This is a genomic window from Methanoculleus sp. UBA430 (assembly GCF_002506585.1).
Taxonomy (GTDB): Archaea; Halobacteriota; Methanomicrobia; order Methanomicrobiales; family Methanoculleaceae; genus Methanoculleus.
Genome location: NZ_DAXW01000004.1, coordinates 120,105 through 140,468 on the forward strand (window position 1 = coordinate 120,105; position 20,364 = coordinate 140,468).

General features: G+C 62.9%; 23 protein-coding genes. 9 read left to right on the forward strand and 14 right to left on the reverse strand.

Annotated features, from left to right (window positions below):
- Positions 1-2 precede the first annotated feature (2 nt).
- The 3 genes from queC to BRA49_RS04725 are packed head-to-tail and all read right to left on the reverse strand — an operon-like array spanning position 3 to position 1,676.
- Entirely contained in the window at positions 3-668 is a 666-nt protein-coding gene (gene queC / locus BRA49_RS04715) for a 7-cyano-7-deazaguanine synthase QueC (RefSeq protein WP_292383959.1), read from the reverse strand.
- Positions 668-1,276 carry a 7-carboxy-7-deazaguanine synthase QueE gene (locus BRA49_RS04720; RefSeq protein WP_292383961.1) on the reverse strand — a complete coding sequence of 203 codons (609 nt, stop codon included), beginning with the start codon at positions 1,274-1,276 and terminating at the stop codon, positions 668-670. The genes queC and BRA49_RS04720 overlap by 1 nt, the downstream gene beginning before the upstream one ends.
- Positions 1,263-1,676: a 6-pyruvoyl trahydropterin synthase family protein gene (locus BRA49_RS04725; protein WP_292383963.1), complete on the reverse strand. Its 414-nt coding sequence runs from the start codon at positions 1,674-1,676 to the stop codon at positions 1,263-1,265. The genes BRA49_RS04720 and BRA49_RS04725 overlap by 14 nt, the downstream gene beginning before the upstream one ends.
- 173 nt (positions 1,677-1,849) lie before the next feature.
- Between BRA49_RS04725 and BRA49_RS04730 the strand changes: the two genes are divergently transcribed.
- From BRA49_RS04730 to BRA49_RS04740, 3 genes are read left to right on the forward strand one after another with little or no spacing between them, the layout of a single operon-like run.
- Positions 1,850-2,278, forward strand: a complete 429-nt coding sequence (locus tag BRA49_RS04730) for a 30S ribosomal protein S12 (RefSeq protein WP_292383964.1) — start codon at positions 1,850-1,852, stop codon at positions 2,276-2,278.
- A 5-nt stretch (positions 2,279-2,283) separates the two neighbouring features.
- Entirely contained in the window at positions 2,284-2,892 is a 609-nt protein-coding gene (locus BRA49_RS04735) for a 30S ribosomal protein S7 (RefSeq protein WP_292383966.1), read from the forward strand.
- Between the two features lie 29 nt (positions 2,893-2,921).
- Complete coding sequence (locus tag BRA49_RS04740; protein ID WP_292383967.1) at positions 2,922-5,114, forward strand: elongation factor EF-2; 2,193 nt, start codon at positions 2,922-2,924, stop codon at positions 5,112-5,114.
- A gap of 335 nt (positions 5,115-5,449) precedes the next feature.
- Here BRA49_RS04740 and BRA49_RS04745 read toward each other — a convergent pair whose 3' ends face one another.
- Together BRA49_RS04745 and BRA49_RS04750 are read right to left on the reverse strand one after the other, a co-directional pair.
- Entirely contained in the window at positions 5,450-6,346 is an 897-nt protein-coding gene (locus tag BRA49_RS04745) for a TolB family protein (RefSeq protein WP_292383968.1), read from the reverse strand.
- Between the two features lie 349 nt (positions 6,347-6,695).
- The gene (locus tag BRA49_RS04750; protein ID WP_292383970.1) at positions 6,696-7,187 is read right to left on the reverse strand and encodes a protease inhibitor I42 family protein; all 492 of its coding nucleotides are present in this window, start codon (positions 7,185-7,187) and stop codon (positions 6,696-6,698) included.
- 215 nt (positions 7,188-7,402) lie between these two features.
- On the opposite strand from BRA49_RS04750, the gene BRA49_RS04755 reads away from it, so the two are divergent.
- A complete protein-coding gene (locus tag BRA49_RS04755) occupies positions 7,403-8,035 on the forward strand; it encodes a hypothetical protein (RefSeq protein ID WP_292383972.1) in 633 nt (210 codons plus the stop codon).
- Positions 8,036-8,060: 25 nt separating this feature from the next.
- Here BRA49_RS04755 and BRA49_RS04760 read toward each other — a convergent pair whose 3' ends face one another.
- The 5 genes from BRA49_RS04760 to BRA49_RS04780 form a co-directional block, all read right to left on the reverse strand.
- Complete coding sequence (locus BRA49_RS04760; RefSeq protein WP_292383974.1) at positions 8,061-8,630, reverse strand: class I SAM-dependent methyltransferase; 570 nt, start codon at positions 8,628-8,630, stop codon at positions 8,061-8,063.
- 124 nt (positions 8,631-8,754) lie between these two features.
- The gene (locus BRA49_RS04765) at positions 8,755-8,931 is read right to left on the reverse strand and encodes a DUF1059 domain-containing protein (protein WP_292383976.1); all 177 of its coding nucleotides are present in this window, start codon (positions 8,929-8,931) and stop codon (positions 8,755-8,757) included.
- 206 nt (positions 8,932-9,137) lie between these two features.
- Positions 9,138-9,824, reverse strand: a complete 687-nt coding sequence (locus BRA49_RS04770) for an ABC transporter ATP-binding protein (RefSeq protein ID WP_292383977.1) — start codon at positions 9,822-9,824, stop codon at positions 9,138-9,140.
- 4 nt (positions 9,825-9,828) lie between these two features.
- A complete protein-coding gene (locus BRA49_RS04775) occupies positions 9,829-11,037 on the reverse strand; it encodes an ABC transporter permease (RefSeq protein ID WP_292383978.1) in 1,209 nt (402 codons plus the stop codon).
- 1 nt (position 11,038) lies between these two features.
- Positions 11,039-12,280, reverse strand: coding sequence for a COG1361 S-layer family protein (locus BRA49_RS04780; protein ID WP_292383980.1), 1,242 nt, complete (start codon positions 12,278-12,280; stop codon positions 11,039-11,041).
- A gap of 494 nt (positions 12,281-12,774) precedes the next feature.
- On the opposite strand from BRA49_RS04780, the gene BRA49_RS04785 reads away from it, so the two are divergent.
- Complete coding sequence (locus BRA49_RS04785; RefSeq protein ID WP_292383981.1) at positions 12,775-12,975, forward strand: hypothetical protein; 201 nt, start codon at positions 12,775-12,777, stop codon at positions 12,973-12,975.
- Positions 12,976-13,069: 94 nt separating this feature from the next.
- On the forward strand, positions 13,070-13,744 hold the full coding sequence (locus tag BRA49_RS04790; protein ID WP_292383983.1) for a hypothetical protein: 675 nt from the start codon (positions 13,070-13,072) through the stop codon (positions 13,742-13,744).
- On the opposite strand, the gene BRA49_RS04795 is transcribed toward BRA49_RS04790, so the two are convergent.
- The gene (locus tag BRA49_RS04795) at positions 13,741-14,130 is read right to left on the reverse strand and encodes a hypothetical protein (RefSeq protein WP_292383985.1); all 390 of its coding nucleotides are present in this window, start codon (positions 14,128-14,130) and stop codon (positions 13,741-13,743) included. The genes BRA49_RS04790 and BRA49_RS04795 overlap by 4 nt on opposite strands.
- A 138-nt stretch (positions 14,131-14,268) precedes the next feature.
- On the opposite strand from BRA49_RS04795, the gene BRA49_RS04800 reads away from it, so the two are divergent.
- Entirely contained in the window at positions 14,269-14,757 is a 489-nt protein-coding gene (locus BRA49_RS04800) for an SRPBCC domain-containing protein (RefSeq protein WP_292383987.1), read from the forward strand.
- A gap of 74 nt (positions 14,758-14,831) precedes the next feature.
- The gene (locus BRA49_RS04805; protein WP_292383988.1) at positions 14,832-15,671 is read left to right on the forward strand and encodes an MBL fold metallo-hydrolase; all 840 of its coding nucleotides are present in this window, start codon (positions 14,832-14,834) and stop codon (positions 15,669-15,671) included.
- Position 15,672: 1 nt separating this feature from the next.
- Here BRA49_RS04805 and BRA49_RS04810 read toward each other — a convergent pair whose 3' ends face one another.
- The 3 genes from BRA49_RS04810 to BRA49_RS04820 form a co-directional block, all read right to left on the reverse strand.
- Entirely contained in the window at positions 15,673-18,531 is a 2,859-nt protein-coding gene (locus BRA49_RS04810) for a M1 family metallopeptidase (protein WP_292383990.1), read from the reverse strand.
- Entirely contained in the window at positions 18,528-19,058 is a 531-nt protein-coding gene (locus tag BRA49_RS04815) for a HEAT repeat domain-containing protein (RefSeq protein WP_292383991.1), read from the reverse strand. The genes BRA49_RS04810 and BRA49_RS04815 overlap by 4 nt, the downstream gene beginning before the upstream one ends.
- 111 nt (positions 19,059-19,169) lie before the next feature.
- Positions 19,170-19,523, reverse strand: a complete 354-nt coding sequence (locus BRA49_RS04820) for a hypothetical protein (protein ID WP_292383992.1) — start codon at positions 19,521-19,523, stop codon at positions 19,170-19,172.
- A 314-nt stretch (positions 19,524-19,837) separates the two neighbouring features.
- Between BRA49_RS04820 and BRA49_RS04825 the strand changes: the two genes are divergently transcribed.
- Positions 19,838-20,323, forward strand: coding sequence for a GTP-binding protein (locus tag BRA49_RS04825; RefSeq protein WP_292383994.1), 486 nt, complete (start codon positions 19,838-19,840; stop codon positions 20,321-20,323).
- Positions 20,324-20,364 lie beyond the last annotated feature (41 nt).

Genomic DNA, 20,364 nt, shown 5'->3' on the forward strand with positions numbered 1-20,364 from the left:
AGTTACCTCTCGTAGGTGATCGGGTCCTCGATGCCGAGTTCCCGGAACGCCTCTCTCCGGTAGTGGCAGGATGAGCAGATCCCGCATGCTTTATCGTTGTTCTGGTAGCAGGACCAGGTCTCCTGGTAGGGGACGCCGAGCGAGAGGCCCTTTTTGATGATATCCACCTTTGACATCCGGACGAAGGGCGTCATCAGGGTGATCCGGGGCTCCGCCGCCGTGCCGAGGTCGACCACCCGCTGGAACGCCTCGATGAATTCCGGCCGGCAGTCGGGGTAGCCCGGGTAGTCCCCGGTCTGGACGCCGATGAAGACCGCTCCCGCCCGCCGGGCCTCGGCGAGGCTCGTCGCGATGGCGAGGAGGTTGCCGTTCCGGAAGGGGACGTAGGTGCTTGGTATCCCCTCCTCCTCGCCGGCATACGCCTCGACCGGGATCGCGGTGTCGGTCAGGCTCGACGCCCCGATCTTCGTGAAATGTTCGAGGCTGATCTCGACGAACTCCTGTGCATCGAGCAGGGTCGCGATTCTTTGAGCACACGCGCGCTCCTTTGCCGCCGTCCGCTGCCCGTAGGTGAAGTGGAGCGCGATGATATCGTAGCCCATATCCTTTGCGACGTAGGCGAGCGTGGTGGAGTCCATGCCGCCCGAGAGAAGACAGACTGCCTTCATCATTTTACCCCCAGGATTTTGTGGAGTTGCACCTGGAACCTCACCGGGAGGTTCTCCTCGACGATATAGTCCGCGATGGCGTGGTAGTCGCATCCTTCCACCGGTGAGATGAAGACCTCGCCCCGGATCTCGCGACCGGCCATCACCGCCCGGGCGTAGAAGAGGTCGTCCTCGTCCGCCACCACGAACTTGACGCAGTCGCGCCGGCTGATGAAGGGGAGGAGCCGGATGTCGCTTCTCTCGCCTGAAGAGGGGCACTTGACGTCCATACAGATGGACGCATAGGTCTGCATCTCGCGGAAGTCCCGGGTGCCGTTCGTCTCGATCTCGACGTTATACCCATGAATGCTGAACTTCTTGAGGAGTTCGAGAACCTCCTCCCGCTGCAGGAGCGGCTCCCCGCCGGTGATGCAGATATGTTTCCCGTTCAGGAGCCAGACCTGGTCGAGGACCTCGGTCACGCTCATCTCCTCGCCTCCTTCCCGGGCGTAGGGGGTATCGCACCAGGCGCACTGGAGGTTGCACCCGGCGAGCCTGATGAAGGTGCAGGGCCGCCCCTGGTTCAATCCCTCCCCCTGGAGACTCCGGAAGATCTCACTGACGATCATAGGTGCGCTCTGCGTAACAGGACGTCGATTCCCAGACCCGGATCTTTGCCACGCGGGCGTCGCGGCCCTGGCGTGCGGCTTCGGCGTCGATCATCTCCGCGATCAGCCCTGCAAGGAGTTCGCTCGTCGGGTCGCCCTCGGTGGTGACGACCGGGTGGAACGTCTCGATGCACGCCGCCATGGGGTCATCCGCGTTCAGGATCACCTGGTGGTCGAACCGCCCGACGACCTCTTTGATGCAGTTATAGTCAAGGACGATCCCGGTGCGCTCATCGGCAGTACCCTCGATCCAGACCTCTACCCGCCACTGGTGACCGTGCAGCCGGAAACACTTCCCCTGATAGTGAATCAGGCGATGGGTTGCCTCGAAAAAAACCTCCTTGTATATCCGGGTTCTCATCCATGAAGGTTGCTCGTCAGGATATAATATTATATCATCTCCCGATCAAATAGTTAAGGCGAAAGATCGGCGCGCAGCCGGGTTCCACAATATATAAATCCGCGACGCGCGTTGTTTTATAGCACACCAGGAGTTGCTCCTATCTACAAATTCAACCGATACGAGGGTATTCGATGGGAAATGGTAAATTTGCAGCCCGAAAACTGAAGCGCGACGCAAAGTTCAACAGATGGCACGACACCGTCTACGTGCGGCGCCAGCTCGGGCTCGATGTGAAATCCGACCCCCTTGAGGGAGCACCGCAGGGCCGCGGGATCGTTCTCGAGAAGGTGGGTGTGGAGGCAAAGCAGCCGAACTCTGCTATCCGCAAGTGCGTCCGCGTGCAGTTGATCAAGAACGGTCGTCAGGTGACCGCATTCGCCGTCGGCGACGGTGCCATCAACTTCATCGACGAGCACGATGAGGTCGAGATCGAGGGGATCGGCGGCAGGCTGGGCCGGTCGATGGGTGATATCCCCGGTGTCCGGTTCGTCGTGACCAAGGTGAACAACGTCAGCCTGAGTGAAATGGTTATCGGGCGCAAGGAGAAGCCGCGGAGGTAAGTGGTATGGTGGAAGCAGAAGCAGGAACCACGCAGCCGGCGGAAGCAGGAACGCCTCAACTCCTCTTTAATCGCTGGGACATGAGCGAGGTCGAGATCCAGGATCCGAGCCTTGCCCGTTACGTAAACCTGCACACGATGATCGTGCCGCACTCCTGCGGCAAGCTCGTCGGCCAGCAGTTCAACAAGAGCAACATGCTGATCGTCGAACGCCTGATCAACAAGTTGATGCAGAGCGAGAAGAACACCGGCAAGAAAGAACTCACCATCCGCATCGTCCGCGAGGCCTTCGAGATCGTCAACAAGAAGACGAAGAAGAACCCGGTCCAGGTGCTGGTGGATGCAGTCGCGAACACCGGGCCCCGTGAGGAGACCGTCCGGCTGAAGTACGGTGGCATCAACGTCCCGAAGTCGGTCGATACCGCACCCCAGCGCCGTGTTGATACTGCGCTCCGGTTCATCACTGCCGGTGTCCTCCAGGCGAGCCACAAGAAGAAGAAGACCGTGAGCGAGGCGCTTGCCGAAGAGCTGATCTCTGCCGCGAACGGTGATACCCGCTCCTATGCAGTCTCGAAGAAAGAAGAGAGAGAACGTATCGCAAAAGCTGCCCGCTAAACCCCCCTATTATTTTTTCGGTGTAATTCATGACCAGACGAAAGAAGATGGTAGAGCGGGTGACGGATCTGATGGACAAACCGGAGCACATCCGGAACATCGGTATCGTCGCCCACATCGATCACGGAAAGACAACACTCTCGGATAACCTGCTTGCAGGAGCAGGGATGATCAGCGAGGAGCTTGCCGGCAGGCAGCTCTTCATGGACTCCGACGAGGAGGAACAGGCACGCGGCATCACCATCGATGCGAGCAACGTCTCGATGGTTCACGAGTACGGCGGCGAGGAGTACCTGATCAACATGATCGATACCCCCGGCCACGTGGACTTCGGCGGCGACGTGACCCGCGCCATGCGTGCGGTGGACGGCGCCGTTGTCGTGGTCGACGCCGTCGAGGGGACCATGCCACAGACGGAGACGGTGCTGCGGCAGGCCTTAAAGGAGGGTGTCCGCCCGGTTCTCTTCATCAACAAGGTCGACCGGCTGATCAACGAGCTGAAGGTGGACGAGCAGGAGATGCAGATCCGCCTCGCGAAGGTGATCGACAAGGTCAACAAGTTGATCAAGGGCATGAACGAGAAGATGTACAACGACGGCTGGAAGCTGGATGCCGCCAAGGGCACCGTCGCCTTCGGTTCCGCGCTCTACAACTGGGCCGTCTCGGTCCCCTTCATGAAGAGCAGCGGGGTCTCGTTCAAGGACGTCTATGAGAAGTGCAACACCGGCGACATGAAGTGGCTGGCGAAGAACAGTCCGCTGCACGCCGTCCTCCTCGACATGGTGGTCAAGCACCTCCCCAACCCCCTCCAGGCCCAGGATCGGCGTATCCACATCATCTGGCACGGTGATTACAATACTTCCGAGGGGAAGGCCATGGTCGCGTGCGACCCGAACGGACCCGTCTGTATGATGGTCACCGATATCTCGTTTGACCCGCATGCAGGCGAGGTCGCCACCGGCCGTCTCTTCTCGGGAACGCTCCGCCGGGGCACCGAGTGCTACATCATAGGTGCGGCAAAGCGCGCGAACCGCCTCGCTCAGGTCGGCATCTTCATGGGTGCCGAGCGGATTGAGGTGGATGCGCTCCCGGCCGGGAACATCGCTGCCGTCACGGGCTTGAAGGACGCCATCGTCGGTTCGACCGTCACGTCGCTCATCGAGATGACTCCGTTCGAGTCGCTGAAGCACTACTCCGAGCCGGTCATGACCGTCGCCGTCGAGGCGAAGAGCATGAAGGACCTCCCGAAACTCGTCGAGGTTCTCCGCCAGGTGGCCAAGGAAGACCCGACGGTCCAGGTCTCGATCAACGAGGAGACCGGCGAGCACCTGATCAGCGGCATGGGCGAACTCCACCTTGAGATCATCACCGGCCGTATCAAGCGCGACAAGGGCGTCGATATCCTCACCTCCCCCCCGATCGTCGTCTACCGTGAGACGATCACGGGCAGGGCCGGCCCGGTCGAAGGAAAGTCGCCGAACCGTCACAACCGGTTCTACCTTGAACTCGAACCGATGGACCCGGCGATCGTGAAGATGATCCTGGACGGCGAGGTCTCGATGAACCAGCAGGCGATCGAGCGGCGTGATATTCTCGCTGCTGCCGGTATGGACAAGGACGAGGCCAAGAACATCAAGGCGATCGAGGGCACCAACATGTTCATCGACATGACGAAGGGTATCCAGTACCTGAACGAGACGATGGAACTGGTCCTCGACGGCTGGCGTGAAGCCCTCCGCGGCGGCCCGCTCGCCGATGAACTGGTCCAGAACCTGAAGATCCGGCTGGTGGACGTGAAGCTCCACGAGGATGCCATCCACCGCGGTCCCGCTCAGGTCATCCCGGCGGTCAGAAGCGCCGTCAAGGCAGGCCTGCTGCTGGGCGGCGATTCGCTCCTTGAGCCTATCCAGAAGATCCAGATCACGGTTCCGAGCGAGCAGATGGGCGCGGCGACCTCACAGATCCAGGGTCGGCGCGGCCAGGTCTTCGATATGCTGAGCGAAGGCGATACCATGACGATCGTCGGCCGGGCACCGGTCGCCGAGCTCTTCGGGTTTGCCGGTGATGTCCGGTCGGCCACCGAAGGACGCGCGATGTGGAGCACCGAGTTCGCCGGGTTCGAACTGGTCCCCGCCGGTATCGTGAACGACGTGGTCAAGAGCATACGCAAGCGCAAGGGCTTAAAAGAACAGATCCCACGCCCGGATGACTACCTGGCGTAACGAGTGTCGATATACCCTCTCGTCTCCTTTTTTTCCGGCGGACAGATGCGTTTTCCGGTCTCCGTGTGCCGCATCGCGATCCATACGCCGTTCACATGATGTTTGTGCGGTTGCTGACGACCCGTCTCGCGTCTGCACAGTCCCACCGACCGACCCGAACAGTCCCGGCCCCCGGACCCCTGTGCGCGTGATACGCCGAATGCCAACCCTCGATCTCCCGGAATGAGGGGTATCGAGGTGACCCGGCTCATTCAGGGGCCTTCGGGAGAGTCACGCGGTATGAGCCGCGAATCCGGTGGTTATACCGGGTGTCTCAACGCCGGTCCCGGATCCGGTCATAGGATGACCGGTGGCTGGGTCGGTACCACGGTTACGAATGTCAACGGTGGCAGGGTTGTCGGCGGCACGGTCACAAACGTCAACGGTGGCAGTGTTTGCAGGGTTGTCGGCGGCACGGTTGTCGGCGTTGTGGTCGGCGGGAGTGTCTCTTCCGGTGTCGTTGCGTTTGGCGAGGGTGACACGGTCGGCGGAGTGGTTGCACCGGGTGTCACGGGTGTTCCGGGCAGGGTGGGCGTTCGATCCGGCCCCGGGGCAGTCGGAGCAGGTGTCCCGGCCGGTCCCGGTGCGGACGGCGCGGCTTCATCGGGGAGCCAGATGTAGATGTCCCAGTTTCCGTTCCGGACATCGTTCCAGACGACCATGCTCTCGGTGACGGCGGGGGTCATCTGCACGCTCTCGTTCTCGGTGATCCGGGTCTCCTCCCCCGTGGCGATGTTGTAGAGGTAAATATCCCAGTTCCCGTTCCGGTTATCCTGCCAGACAATCCAGTCTCCGGCAATAGCGGGGCTGATCTCATGGCCGGTCCCGTTTGTTATCCGTGTCTCCTGCCCGGTAGAGATCTCGTAAAGGTAGATATCTCGGTTCCCGCTCCGGTTGTCCTCCCAGACGATCCGGTCTCCGTTCATCGCCATCCCGGCCGGGAGCGCCGTGGCGAATTGATCCCCTTCCGGCGGGGTGACTGCTTCTTCACTATCGGTGGTCGCGTTGTAGAGGTACACATCATAATCTCCGGTTCTATTGTCGGACCAGAGGATGCGGTCGTCGACGACCGTCGAATAAACCTGATCCACCGAAGCGTTGGTAACCTGGTGCTCGGCGGCCGATACGATACCGGTGAGGAGCGCGATGGCAATCAGCGCCAGCACCGGAGCATAGAAGTTGCGTTCGTTCATCCTTTGAGCCTCCTGGAAGCTTCCCCGGTCCCCTCCCCTCCGGAGTGCCGGCCCGGAAAACCCCCTGTGTTCGAGGAGAAGGGTTCCCGACGGCTCTTCAGAACCCTGAGGCCACAGGCTCTCTATGGTGTGGACGCCAAGCGGTTATCGCAGATTGCAGGGAGCATAGAGGAGCAGGCCGCACGGGTGATCCTTCCTCGGCAGGGGAATATGCGTGAGTGTATATAATAGCAGCCCGCCTGAGCCGGGATCCGGGAATGGCCTGCAACAGCCTGATGGGGCGTGCCGGATGCGTAAAAAAGAAGATGGGTGCCTACCCCGCGAGCCTGGCGGGGGGCACACTCGAGGATCACTCGATGGTGAACGCCATCGAGAATGCGGTCTCGTTCCCGGTCACGTTCTCCCAGGGCCGCATGTAGACTGCAGAGAACTCGCCGGCGCCTTCCTCGGCAGCGATGTACTCCCAGACATGCACCCCGCCGGCGCCCACAAGTTCGGTCTGGGGCGCGTCGTGCGTCTCGTTCACGAGCTGGAGCCCCTCATATGAGGTGACGTTCCACTCGTAGCCGGTCGTCGGGTTCTCGGCGAGGCGGATCGTGATCTCGCTCCCGACCGGGAGGGTGACCGTCTCGTTGTAGTTCGTCTCGTTGAAGACGTACTCCTCCGCCGGGGCGGGGGTGGCTGTCGCGTTCGTCTCCGGAGCGGCCGTGGTCGCCTCCGGGGTGGGGGTCGCGGTCACGTTTTGCTGTTCCGCCGGCTGCGACGTGCAACCGGCTCCGAGCAGGCACAGTGCGAGGAGTCCTGCAACCAGGGCACCATAGATACTCTTTCTCTGAACCATGCGGTAAGGTTGCTCAGATATGGTAAATACTTTTCTTAAACCCTTTATAATGGTTCCCCCCGATCCATCTTGTTTCAGCCGTTTTCCGTTCAGCCGTCGCGAATGAGGTTGGTGAACGCTTCAAAACGCACCCGGTTCGAGCATACCGCGCCGTATCGCTAAATGACAATTTATAAATATTATTCTATCAATCTGGTCTCACTGAGGGCATCATTATGAGAACACTCTCTTCAAACACGATCTTCCCGGCGCTTCTTGTCATGCTCGGGATCTGCCTGCTTGCCGCAGGCTGTACATCGGCGCCGTCGGACACCACCACACCGCAGACAACCACCTACGGGACCTCCGTAACCGGCACCGCCGTGGCCACGACCACTCCCGCCGCCGGCACCACCGTCTCCGGTGCCGCAGCGGGGAGCGTATCCGCGGTTCCGTTTGCGACCCTGATCCCGTTCCTGCCCGGTGCGCCTGCCGGCTGGACTGCGGAAGAACCATCCGGGGCCTCCCTGGTGGTCGAGGACGGCCAGTGGACCTTTGCGTCCCGTGAGTACACAAAGGGTGACGCCGTGGCGGCGGTCCTGATCCAGGACTCGGCCTACTACGACGTGGGCTACTGGGAGTCGTGGGACTCGTTCGTCTCGTTCGAGACGACCGAGGGCTACTACAGGTCGGGCACGGTCGGCGGCCACCCCTCCTGGGAGTTCTTCTCCAAACCCGCCACCTACGGCACCTGGATCGGCGTGAACGAGCGGTTCATGGTCTACGTCAGCGTCGAGGACGGTTCCAAGCAGGATCTCGATGCATTCGTGAACGCCGTCGATTACGGCCGTCTCGCGAACCTGAAGTGACCCCGAAACCCTTCTATTTTTGTCATCAGGACAACGCCGTGATGATGTAGTGGTACGGCCCCGCCTCCGCGACCCCTGTCACCCGGAGCCCCGCCTCCGCCATCAGGGACGCCGCATGCTCCGTACTGAACTTCTTTGCGGTCGGCGGGCCGAGGGGGAGAGGTTCTTTCTTCCAGTCCACGTCGACGATCCTGCCTTCCGGGGCTGCCATCACCTTCGCGTTGACAAGCACCCTGACCGGGTCGGCAAAGTCGTGGAGGGCGATCCCGATGAAGACCACGTCCGCGCATCGGTCGCAGAGAACGATCTCCTCCGCTGCCCCGTGGTGGAGGACGACGTTGTCGAGCCTCTCGCGGAACGCCTTCTCCTGCAGGAGATCGAGAGCCTCTGCGTCGACGTCGATCCCGCAGACGCGGCCGTGCGGCCCGACCCGCCGCGCCGCCGGGAGCGCGAAGAACCCGTCCCCGCACCCGACATCGATGAACGTATCGCCCGTGGTAAGCCCGATCCCCTCCAGGGTGAACTCGGGGTGCTGCCAGCGCCTGCGGGCTGCCTCGTCTTCCGGTGTGTGCCGAAAGCCTGTATGGTGTGCCATGCCCGTCCCGGTAGTCCTCATCAGAAAAGAACCTGCTGCTCCCTTCGTTGAGGCCCCATACCGGGGGAGCCCTCCAGCTATCGTGCGAACGACCGTCAGAAAAAAAAGTTCGGGGGCGTTCCCCTCACTTCATCGCCTTGCGGATCTTCTCCTGCGTCTCCGGGTGCTCCGGGTTCATCTGGTGGGCGGTCTGGACGTGCCCCTCGACCCGCTTCATCAGCTCCTTCTCGTTCTCCGCCTTCTCCTCAAACTCGCACGCAAGGCCGAGATCCTTGCACCTGAACGTCTTCTGTTCCTGCATGCCTCTCACCGGCCGGGGTTGTATATAGAGTGTGATATAAAATTGTATTGCCGCTCATTTTCTGTGTGTCCTCATGGTCGGGCGCAACCGGTCCCGGGGCCCCGCCGCCGTTCGCCCCCACACGGCGCGAGGCCGCAAAGGAGACCAGCCCTTTGGGCCGGTGCTTGATCACCGGTAGGTTGCAGAGGGTGAGGAGCACATCCCCATCACGCTTTCCTGCACTCCGTCACATCCTCGATCAGACCGTCCCGCAGGGTGACGACCCGGCAGAAGTACTCTTTGTGCCAGTCCTCGTGCGAGACCATCAGGATCGTCTGGCCCAGATCCTCGTTTAACCGTGCAAAAAGGTCGAGGATGCTCTTTGACGTCTGGCTATCAAGGTTCGCGCAGGGCTCGTCGGCAAGCAGGATGCTCGGACTGTTCACGAGCGCCCGGGCGATCGCCACGCGCTGCTGCTCTCCGCCCGAGAGTTCGCTCTGCCGGTGGTCCATCCGATCGCCGAGGCCGACCCGGGAGAGGATCTCGGCGCTCTTTTTGAGATAACCCTCCTTTGGATCTCCGCGAACGAGCGACGTCAGGTAGACGTTCTCGAGTGCCGTGAGTTCCCCGATGAGCGCATAGTCCTGGAAGACGTAGCCGAGCCGGTTCAGCCGGAAGAGGGTCCGCCGGTGGTCGGAGAGGGCGAGGACGTCGGTCCCGTCGATCGTGACCCTGCCGGAGTCGGGGCGGTCGAGGAGCCCGAGGATATGGAGGAGCGTCGATTTCCCGCTGCCGCTCGCCCCCATGATCCCGACGAACTCTCCCCTGGCAACGGAGAGGGAGACGCCCTCGAGGGCCCGGACCTCCACCCTGCCCATTGTGTAGACCCGGGTGAGGTTCTCTGCGACGATCATTCGTTCACCCCCTGATTGCGGAGAGGATATCCTCGCGGGCGATCCGCCACGCCGGGATGTAGCCCGCCACCACCGAGACCGCAAAGAGGCTGGCGATGCTCCGGAGGATCGCCGACGCCTCCACGAGCGGGTAGACCGGGCCGCCGGGGAAGACGAGCGGGTAGGCAGTCAGGTAGGTCGTCACGCCGGCATTCAACGCTATCCCGGCCAGTGCCCCGACGGCGGTGATGAAGAGCACCTGGAGGACGTAGGAGTTGATGATGATACGCTGGTCAATCCCGATCGCCTTCAAGATCCCGATCTGCCTCCGCCGGTTCACGGTGTTGATGAAGATCACGATGAAGACCACCACGACGGCGATGATGAGGCTGACCATGGTCGAGATCGCGTTGATGATGTTGAAACTCTGTATCGCCTGGTCGACGAACCCTCCCGCCTTCTCCTGGTATGTCCGGACCTCCTCCTGGATGCCGTAGGAGAGCAATTCTCTCTGGTACTCCTCCTCCCTGCCGTTCACCTCGGTCTTCACCAGGATCACGGACGCCTGGTCCTGGAGGCCGAGTACCCCGCTCATCTCGCGATTGGTGATGAAAGCCGACGTATCGACACCGAAGGACTGGGTCTCGTAGATCCCCTTCACCCGGTAGGTCCTTGTTGCGCCGTTCGGATAGGCCACCTCTACCGGGTCGCCGACCATGACCCCCTCGAGTGTGGGGAGGCCGCCCCCCTCCTCCCCCTCCCTCCCCGCGAGGGTCGCACCCATGATGATCGCATCGGTATCACCGTTTGAGAGGAACTCCCCTTCGGTCAGGTAGTCGGCGATCTTCGTCACCGATCGCTCGTCCTCCGGGGTTATGCCGTAGAGGGTGCTTGCGGCGTTTCTGCCCTTGTAGAAGTAGGTCACCCCGGCGGCCGTCCTCGGTGACGTGCCGGTGATTCCCGGCACCCGTTGGACCTTCTTCTGGAGACCGGTCGCGTCATCGATGTACTGGCTGCCCTCCCGTGGCTCAATGACCAGGTTTCCGAAGTCGAAGTCGATCGACTGGGTATTAAAGGTCTCGACGACCCCGGAGATGATGGAGGGGAGGAAGACTAAGTTCACAAAAATGAGGGCGATGATCATGATGGTGAGGGCGAGCGTCCCCTTGCTCCCGCGCTGGATGGCCTTCCATGCCAGAAATGCGGAGACCCTGAGGCCGGCAAATACAGGCACGTCACTCCTCCTTTCGTCTCCGGTACCAGAAGACCGCGGCTACGACAGCGACGATGAGGATGGCGGCCACGGCGGCAAAGAACGGGAGCGCGTCCGACTCGGCAACGGTCATGCTCAAGGCCTGCTCTGTTGTGTGCGCCCCGTAATCGTCGGTATACTGTATGGTGAGGGTGTAGGGGAACTCTCCCTCCCGGTCGGCCTGCAGGGCGAAGACGGCCGGACCGTCGTTGCCGGGTTCTATCGTCCCGAGAAACGCTTCTTTCGAACCCGGGAGCGAGAGGTCTTCGATGGTTGCCCGGACCGACCCTGCGTCCGCCGTCCCGGTGTTCTCTATCCGAACCGTCAGGTCCACCTGGTCCCCGGCGGTGATCCGGGAGGGCTCGGTCCTGATGGAGGCGATGCCCATCTCGGCGCGGCCGATAATGGGGATACCGACCGTCGCCACCTGCTGGAAGGCTGTCCGGTCGGCATTCCGGTAGTCGACGGTGACGAGGACCGGTGTAAGTCCGAGCGGCGCGTTGGTGTCGGTCTCGAAGGTCAGGTTCAGCACCGACTCCCCTCCCGGTCGGAGCTCGGCGATGTAGTAGTTCTCCGAGTTCTTCGGGGTGATCCCGCCGGAGGTCGCGTTGACGCTGACGAAGACGTCGCTTGCGCTCGCCTGGCCCTCGTTGTAGATGGTGAGCGTGACGTTGAAGGGATCGCCCGGATCGACGGATGCCGGGACGGTCCTCTCCACCCGGAGCGCGGGTTTCTTGATCAAGGCGTATGCCGAGTTGACGTTCACCGGTATCGGGTACCGCACGTCTGCTCCATCGCGCACCCGGACCCAGACCTCCGGGAAGTAGAGCCCCTCCTCTCCGGGGGCGCGTATCTGGAAGGTGAGCGGGAAGGACTGGCCGGGGCCGATCTCACCGATCTCCTGGAAACTCCCGGTCAGGACCTTGACTCCTTCGCCGTTTAAGAGCACATTCTCGATGTAAGCGTTCTCCGGGGTCTCTGCCGAAGTGTTCGTCCCTCCGGTGCCGCCATCCAGCCGGATCTCGAGCGGGGACCCCGTGGCCGGGGAAGCAGTGCTCGCGAGCACCACCGTGATCGTCCCTTCGTCCCCGGGCATCAGGACGGCGGGGGTTACGGTGTAGTTGGAGACGATTACCGTCGGGGCCTGTGCGGTTGCTGTTGCCGGCATGAGCACCAGAAGTACGATGAGCACGCCCGGTACCCAGCCGATTGTGCGCCTCTCCATGCCCCTCCCGGGGGCAGTCGCGGACTCCGGGACCATCTCTAGTATCTCCGGGTATGGTTCTTTGAGCTCCCGGATCGCTGATGTTCATATATATCCGTTGTGCATGACTCCTGCCGGCTCAGGACTCTGCGTGATAGGTCTATGTACTCGAAAATACTTTTATAATCATAATGGTATATTACGATCGGGATACGGAGAGGAGAGTGCAGGACGGGTCGACCCGGTGGGTAACCGAAAACGACGTGTGCTTCCAATCACGTTCTATACCTCCTATGCGTCATCATAACCCCGGTATGCCCATGCCCCCGCGCTGTCTCTCCGTTCTCATGCACCGATCCTCCCTCACCACGCTTGCCCGGTCCTATCTGCCGCTTGCAGGGGAACCGGCACGGGAGAATGACGTTGCCCGGGGGGCCGGCGAAGAGTTCTCCCGACCGTGAGCTGCTTTTATCTCCCTCCGGCGGTATACACCGCCAACATCTGGAGGGGAAGAGATGGAGACGATCCAGTGGCTGGTGACGCTGACGTTCCGGGTGACGGTGAACGGCGTCAAATCGAAGGATGATTCGGTGGCTGCAGGCCTGGAACAACTCAAGATGGGGCTCTGCAGCGGAGAGAATTTTCCCGTCGAGGCGAGTGTCCGGAGGATCACCAACATTGTCGAGGAGGAGCCGGTCTTCGGCGTGAGGTGGTGAGCGGCGCCCGGTACGGGCTGGAAGCGTTGTGGTCGGGAACCGTGATCCTCCATTGGGGAAAACCCTTTTCTCTCCTCACCACCTGATCGGCCCCATGCACGAACTTCCCGATACGGTTGCCGTCGATATCGTCCTCCTGCCGCCCGGGCCGATCATGGATATGGCGATCAGCGCGAACCGGACACTGCTTGCCGGCAACCCGGACGGAGGGATACGCCTCGACAGGGAGAACTGCCTCCCGCACATCTCTGTTGCGATGCTCCCGGTGCGGCGTGAGGATGTTCCGGAGATCGTCACGAAGGTGGGCCGGATTGCCGGACAGTGCTCCCCCATGGCGATGACCGTCGATGCCATCGCGAAACGCCGGGGAGGCACGGGAGAGACCGTCTCCGTCCTGCATATCCTCCGGCCGGAGATCCTCCAGCTCTTTCACAAGACCGTGATGAACGCGGTAGCGCCCTACTCGGCACCCCCGGCCGTGCCAGAGAACTTTCTCGGAGAGGTGAGTGGACCGTCCGCCGACTGCCTCCGCAGGTTCCAGAAGATCTCCGCGTATGAGCGCTACTCACCGCATATCACGCTCGGGTTCGGCGACCTCCCGGAACTGATCCCCGGGCTCGACTTCCCGCTCCGGTTCGAGGTGACGGGGGGCGCCGTCTGCCACCTGGGGGCTCATTGCACCTGCCGGCGAGTCCTCGCCGGATTCGAGCTCGGGACCCGGGCCCCAACCGCCCGCGGCAGGCCGACCCGCCGCCAGGGCGGCGGTTAGAGCAGGAGCGCCTTCACGTACTGCGCTGTGCAACAGACGCACCCGACGTAGCGGTCGATCGTCCCGGTCTCCAGGACCTCGGCGAGCGGGGGCTCTTCCCGCATCCGGCGGGTGAGTTCGGGGTCCCGCTCCGCCATCACCTGCAGGAAGACCACGAGCGGCATGAACGGCCGGGCATGCACGGGGACGATCCGGAAATCCGTAACGTCCGCAGTAAGTGTCGAGTTCCGGGCAAGGTCTTCATCGAAGTAGAGGATGACCTCTAACCCGTGATCTTCCTGCAGGTCCTTCAGGCGGCCGATCGGGAGGCGCGCGCCCACCGCGAGGCCGAGCGGTTCCAGTTCCTCCGGTTCCCCGGGGGAGAAGACTGCATCCGATGCTTCCATACTGCATCACTCCAAAGAAGTGGTTTCGCGTGGTACGACTTCTTTCCTCCGGCCGCCGCGAAGAGGCGACGCCGGGTATTCCCGGAAAAGAAAGCCTTTTCTCCCTTACGGTCCATCCGGTGCGATCGTGATGAGCGTATGACCGCACCCTTGCCGGAACCCCACAGGGTCCTGGTCCGGGAAGTCCGGGCCGAGACTGTCATCGACGCCTCGCCCGAGATCATCTGGGGGGTGCTGACCGACTTTACCTCCTACCCCGAATGGAACCCGTTCATCCGGTCTATCGAGGGAAAGCTCTGGGTGGGAACCCGCCTTCTGGTCGAGATCCGGCCCCCCGGGCGACGGAGCATGTGGTTTCGGCCGAGGGTGCTGCGGGTCGCAAAAGACCGCGAGTTCCGGTGGATCGGCCGGGTCCTGATCGCAGGGCTCTTCGACGGCGAACACCGGTTTACCATCATCCCCGAGGGTGACGGCTCCCGGTTCGTCCAGGCTGAGATCTTCACCGGTCTACTGGTGCCCGTCGTCGACCTCACCGACACCCTCCGGGCAACCCACCTCGGGTTCCTGCTCATGAACCGGGCGCTCAAAGAACGGGCGCAGTGGATCGCCCCCGGGAAACCTTCTTAACTGCAACGTTCCCAGTATCTGCATGGATTCGTTCACGGCCGGAAAGCGTTCGAGGGGCCCCGGGAGCGCTGCATATGAGACTGACAGTCCTCGTTGATAACGCCACCCTCACCGACCGCTACTTCCTCGCGGAGCCCGGGCTCTCGATCTACATCGAAGACGGCGGAACCCGCGTCCTCTTTGATACCGGCTACTCGGGCATTCTCGTGGAGAACGCCCGGAAGATGGGGATCGACCTCCTCCGGATCGAAGAGGTCGTCCTCTCCCACGGTCATCTCGACCACACCTGGGGTCTCGACGCGCTGCTCCGGCTCCATACCGAGGGGATCATCGAGGGCCACGAACGGGTCGAGCCCACATTCATCGCCCACCCCGAAGCCTTCCTCACCCGGAGCCTTGATGGTGCGGGAGAGATCGGATCCCACCTCTCGGTCGAGGAACTCTTCCGGCACGGGAGGGTTCTCCTTACCGCGGCCCCCCTCTGGCTGACCGAAAATCTGGTTTTCCTTGGCGAGATCGAGCGGCGGTTCGAGTTCGAGCGGACGCCTCCTCACGGCTATATCTACACCCCCGACGGTATCCGGGACGACACCATCGCTGACGACACCGCGCTCGCCTGCAAGACCCCCGATGGGCTTGTTGTCGTGACGGGGTGTTCCCACTCGGGCGTCTGTTCGATAATCGAGCAGGCGCGCGAGGTCTGCGGCGAAGACCGGGTCGCCGACGTCATCGGCGGGTTCCACCTCCTCGACGCACCGCCGGAGCGGATCCAGGGGGTCGTCGACTACTTCTCGGAGGTGCAGCCGGCAGCCCTCCACCCCTGCCACTGCACCGACCTTGCGGCGAAGGTTGCACTCGCAAAGGTCGCGAACGTCCGTGAGACGGGCGTCGGGCTGATCCTCGAGTACGGGTGAATCAGATTTTGAGACCGCGGAGCGCCGGGATCTTCCCGTGCTCCGCCTCGTAGGCCCGGGCTGCCGCCGGGGCGCCGAGGAGGAAACGGCGGGCGTTGTTATAGACGGCCGGGTAAGCGTCCGGGTCGAGGGAGGCGAGGAGGTCCGCGAGCACGCCTGCCGCCGGCACCCGGTGGCGGGGCTCCATCGCATCGATGAACGCGAACGCGTCCAGCGCCCGGACGGTGCTGTACTCGTTGACCGGGGCAAGCCGCCGGAGGATCTCCCCGAGGTATGCCCGCCCCTCATCGGTCTCAAGCGACCGCTTCCTGTTCAGCGCGAACCGCCCATAGAGCGCCCGTTGCTGGTCGGCCTGCTCGATCGAGAAGGCGGGCGAGGACTCTATCCCGCGGAGGATCGTGACGAGGTCGTCGCAGTCGCTCGCGGCGACCGTGGAAAGGAAAGATTCCCACGCGACAGGGCTTTTCGCCGACCCGGCGGCGAACGCCGCAAGGATCTCCAGCCGCTCCGGGGCACTGCTCTCGAGGAGGAGCCGAAACGTGGCGAGGCGATCGGTTGCGGCCGTCGCCTCCCGGAACCGGGACAGGAGCAGTTCGTGGACCTCGGGGGTATCGAGGGTCGCGAGAAACGCGAGGCTGGCGTTCTTCCTCTGCCGCCGCCGGATCGCTCCGGCCTCTTCTTCCAGGCAACCCGACCCCCCCGGGGCGCCCGTCGCCGCCTGCCGGGAGACTGCAAGGAGGGTATCGCGGCCACGGGCGGCGACGGCAGAAAAGATCTTCTTTCTGGCGTCGTGGAGCGCCCGGTAGTGATGGCTGAACCGCTCGTCTTCGACCGACGGGAAGACGGTCAGGAACTGTCCGCCCGCCTCCTCCATGAGACGGTCGTCGGCGAGGAGCGCGATGCAGAGGTCGACGAAGCGTGCCGGGATGGCCGCGCCCGGGTCCTCGAGGAGCCGTACCATCTCCCGGTCAGCGAGCGCACGAAACGCGGTGAACCGACCGACGATATCGGTGTCTTTGCGCACCTGTAGGTAGAGTTCGTCCTCCGGCGGCCGGTATGCCACCTTCCCGTAGAAGGAGTAACCGCGATTGAGCGAGAGGAACGCCGGGAGGTCGACGTCGTCGAGGCTGATCTTCCCGTCCTCGGCCGCAACCCGGATGGTCCGGTCCGCGAGGTCCCGGCCTTCGGCATCCACGAGCGCGAACCGGAACGGGAACTCCCAGGTCCGGCCGCCAGGCGTTCGGCTCTGGCGCCAGGCGAGGGTGAACCTCCGGGCCGCCGGGTCGTAGGCGGGGGTCACGGTGAGGACCGGGTATTCCGTCTCCTTCAGCCAGACCGCCGCCATTCCCGAAAAGCCCATTCCTGCGACCTCTTCCATGCAGTGTATCCAGTCGTCGCGCGAGGCGTTCCCGTGCCGGAACCGGTCGTGGTAGAGGGCGAGCCCTTCTGCAAACCTCTCCTTTCCCATCAGCGTCTCGATCATCCTGACGAACTCGGGGGCCTTGACGTAGGTGACGCCGGTGATGAGGTCGTTTGGATCGTTGAAGCCGTCCGGTTCGATCGGCATCGAGCCCGCGCCCCGGTCGAGGACGAGCGTCCCGGCCCCGGGCTCGAGGAGGTCGAGCACGGTCTGGAGGCGGGAGTAGGCTTCGCCGAAGAAGAAGGCGTGGTGCTGGTTCTCGATGTGGACCGTCACGGCTTCGTTGAGCCAGATCTCGAACGGGCTCCTCCCCGTCACCTCAGAGCCGTTCTCGTTGTGGTAATACTCATGGACCTTCACCCTGACCATGTACTCGAAGGCCGGGTCGGTCACGTCCGTGCCGGGTATAAGCCGGTTTGCGGCGATCGTCGTGTTCCCGACGTTCTCCATCCCGCCGAAGTCGGAGTTCTGCATGGCGATCTCCCGGTAGACCGCTCCGGTGTAGGCGTACCCCATGGTGATGGTCACAACGAGCCCGGCAAGTTCTTTCCTCACCGCTTCAAGGGCACCGGTCTCCCCGGAGCGCTTTGCCGCGTCCCGCGCCCGTGTGAGCCGCCAGATCTCCTCCCTGACTTCCCGGTCGCGGTACCGGGCGGGGCCGGTGAAGAGGTGGACCCACATCACCCCATCTGCGAGGATATCGAGCGCATGCTCTGCCGCACCGGGATCGGAACCAGGTTTTGTGAGGAGTTCGAGGGAGAACGTCCGCCCGTCGGGATACTCGAACTCCCGTCGGTAGGTGTCGTAACATCCCACCCCGAGGAAGAAGAGGTAGGGAGCCATCGGTGTCGTGGTGTTCTCGTACCTCTGGACGGATCGGCCGGGGCCGCAGGGGAGCCGCGGTCCTGCCGGGTCGCCGTTGGATATGGTATGCGTATACCCGTCATCGGCGACGATCGTCGTCGTGTAGGTGCACTTGGCGGTCATGTCGTCGAGGCAGGGGACCAGCCGCTGGAACCCCCACTGCTGGCACTGGGTGATCTGGACGGGCTGCCCGGCGGGGCAGGACCCGTCATAGTAGAGGCCCTCGAGGACATGGCTGCTCGGCCGGCAGATCGTCTCGGTATCGAGGGTGAATCGGGTCCGGGGTGGGACGGGGGGGTCGAAGGTGACGGTGAGGAGCGCGGCGTCCCGATCGTAGGTGTAGGCAACGGTGTAGCCGTCACACGCGACATGGAGGATATCCAGGTCCCGGGCGTTCAGGGCGAGGGATGCGAGCGGCGTCTCACGGGTCCGGGCGGTGAGGGCGGAGACGACCCGGGTGTGGCCGTCGTAGACGTCGAAGACGAGATCCATGTGGGCGACCTGCACGGGGAGCGCACCGAAGTCCTCCGGGTAGTACCGAAAGAGCCTCGTTTGCCCTTCGTTCCATCCGGTCAAAGACTCGCCTCGCCGGTGATCTCGCGGAGGGCGCGACGGAGAGCCGTCCTGACCTCCGGCTCCTCCTCGCCCTCGAGCGCGGCGGAGAGGACGGGGACAGCCCGCTGGTCGCGCAGTTTGCCGAGTGCATCGGCGGCGGCAACCCTGACGTCCTTCTTCCTGTCGGTAAGAAGGGGCAGGAGCGGTTCGACCGCACGGAGGTCGCCTATCTCACCGAGCGACCAGGCAGCGCCGCGCCGCGCCCAGCGGTCGGGGTCGATGAGGAGGGGCAGGAGCGGTTCGACCGCCCGCGCATCGCGAAGTTTCCCGAGCGCCTGCGCCGCGACCCAGCGAACCTCGTTCTCGCTGTCGTGCAAGGTGGCGATCAGCGGCTCGACCGCCCGGGCATCGGCGCATCCCCCCAGCGCCTCGGCCGCCCGTAACCGGTAGGAGATGTTCTCATGCAGAAGCTGCTCGATATATTTGCCGAGATTCTCCTCACCCCGTCTCTCCCTGTCTTCCATGAGGCGTTTTACAGAACGTTCCATCTTCATGCCACCAACTCTTATAGTGCAGATCAGATCTCGTTTACGGTATATAGTGCTTGGCGCGCCCCTCTCTCTGGACGGCAGGTGAAGGGTGCGCGTCGCCCGTTCGGTTCACGCGGTCTCTTCCTCGTCCTCGCCGACAACGTCGAACGCGACGACCCTGTAGTTGTAATACCGCCCGTCCGGGGCGTTGAAGGAGAGGAAGACCATCAACCCGTGTTCGTCCGAGATCCAGAGCTCGGCATCGTCGTCGATGGTGTAGTATTCGAAACCAAACCCGGCGAGGAGCTCCTCGATGGCGCCGCCGGTCTTCATCTCCTGGACCATCTCAAACGTCGCGGCCAGGGGGTACTGCCGCCCCTCAAGAGCGGAGACCTGGAGTCTTGCCTGCTTCTCCGCAAGGAAGAGGGTGTCCAGGGCGGTCATGATCTCCTGCGCGACGGCATCCGTCTCCTCCGAACCCATACCGGTACCTTGGAGTTGGCGGTATATCTCTTTTCAGCAGCGAAGGCCGTTTGCACCCCCGGGGCGAACGGCGACTGGCCGCAGGGTGCGACGTTCCGGAGCGCGATTGCCGGGACGTGGGACGGTTCGCAGAACCGGAGCATGAGCCCCGGAGTTGGGGACCGGAGGTTCCGTCCTCTCCCGGTGTCAATTCCTTCCTCTTCTGGACCCCGGGTGGAAAGGAATATCCTCTCCCTGGCCCGGGAACGGTTCTATCCTCGCCACGGCGCCGCTATAGCGAAACCATAAAACGTTCCGATGCCAATACAGGGCTGATGGCAGAAGGCAGGCTCAAGATTGTCGTATTCGGTTCTTTCAACGCAGGCAAGTCCAGTTTCATACAGGCACTCGATCCCCGGAGCCGCCACATCGAAGCAACCTCGAACGAAGGTTCCACGACTGTTGCATTCGATTTCGGCAGATTGCAGGTGAGAGACCGCGCGGTCTACCTCTTCGGGACGCCGGGGCAGGATCGGTTCGAGTTCGTCCGGCAGGTCCTCTCGCGGGGAATGGACGGCGCGATCATCGTCGTTGATGCAACCACAGGGGTGGACGCGACGACACAGCACCTCTACGACAGCCTGAAGTCCCTCAATGTGCCGCTCGCATTCATGGCAAACAAGTGTGACTCTCCGGGCGCGGTCCCCGAGGCTATCCGCCGGGTTCTCCCCGGGGAAGCGGTGCATTTCATCTCCGCGCGGAACGGCGAGAACGTTCACGCGGCACTCGACGCCTTCGTCGCAACCCTGACCGCCCGGTAGGGATCATTTTTACTGTCTGCGGGTCGTTGATCTCTGCGGAC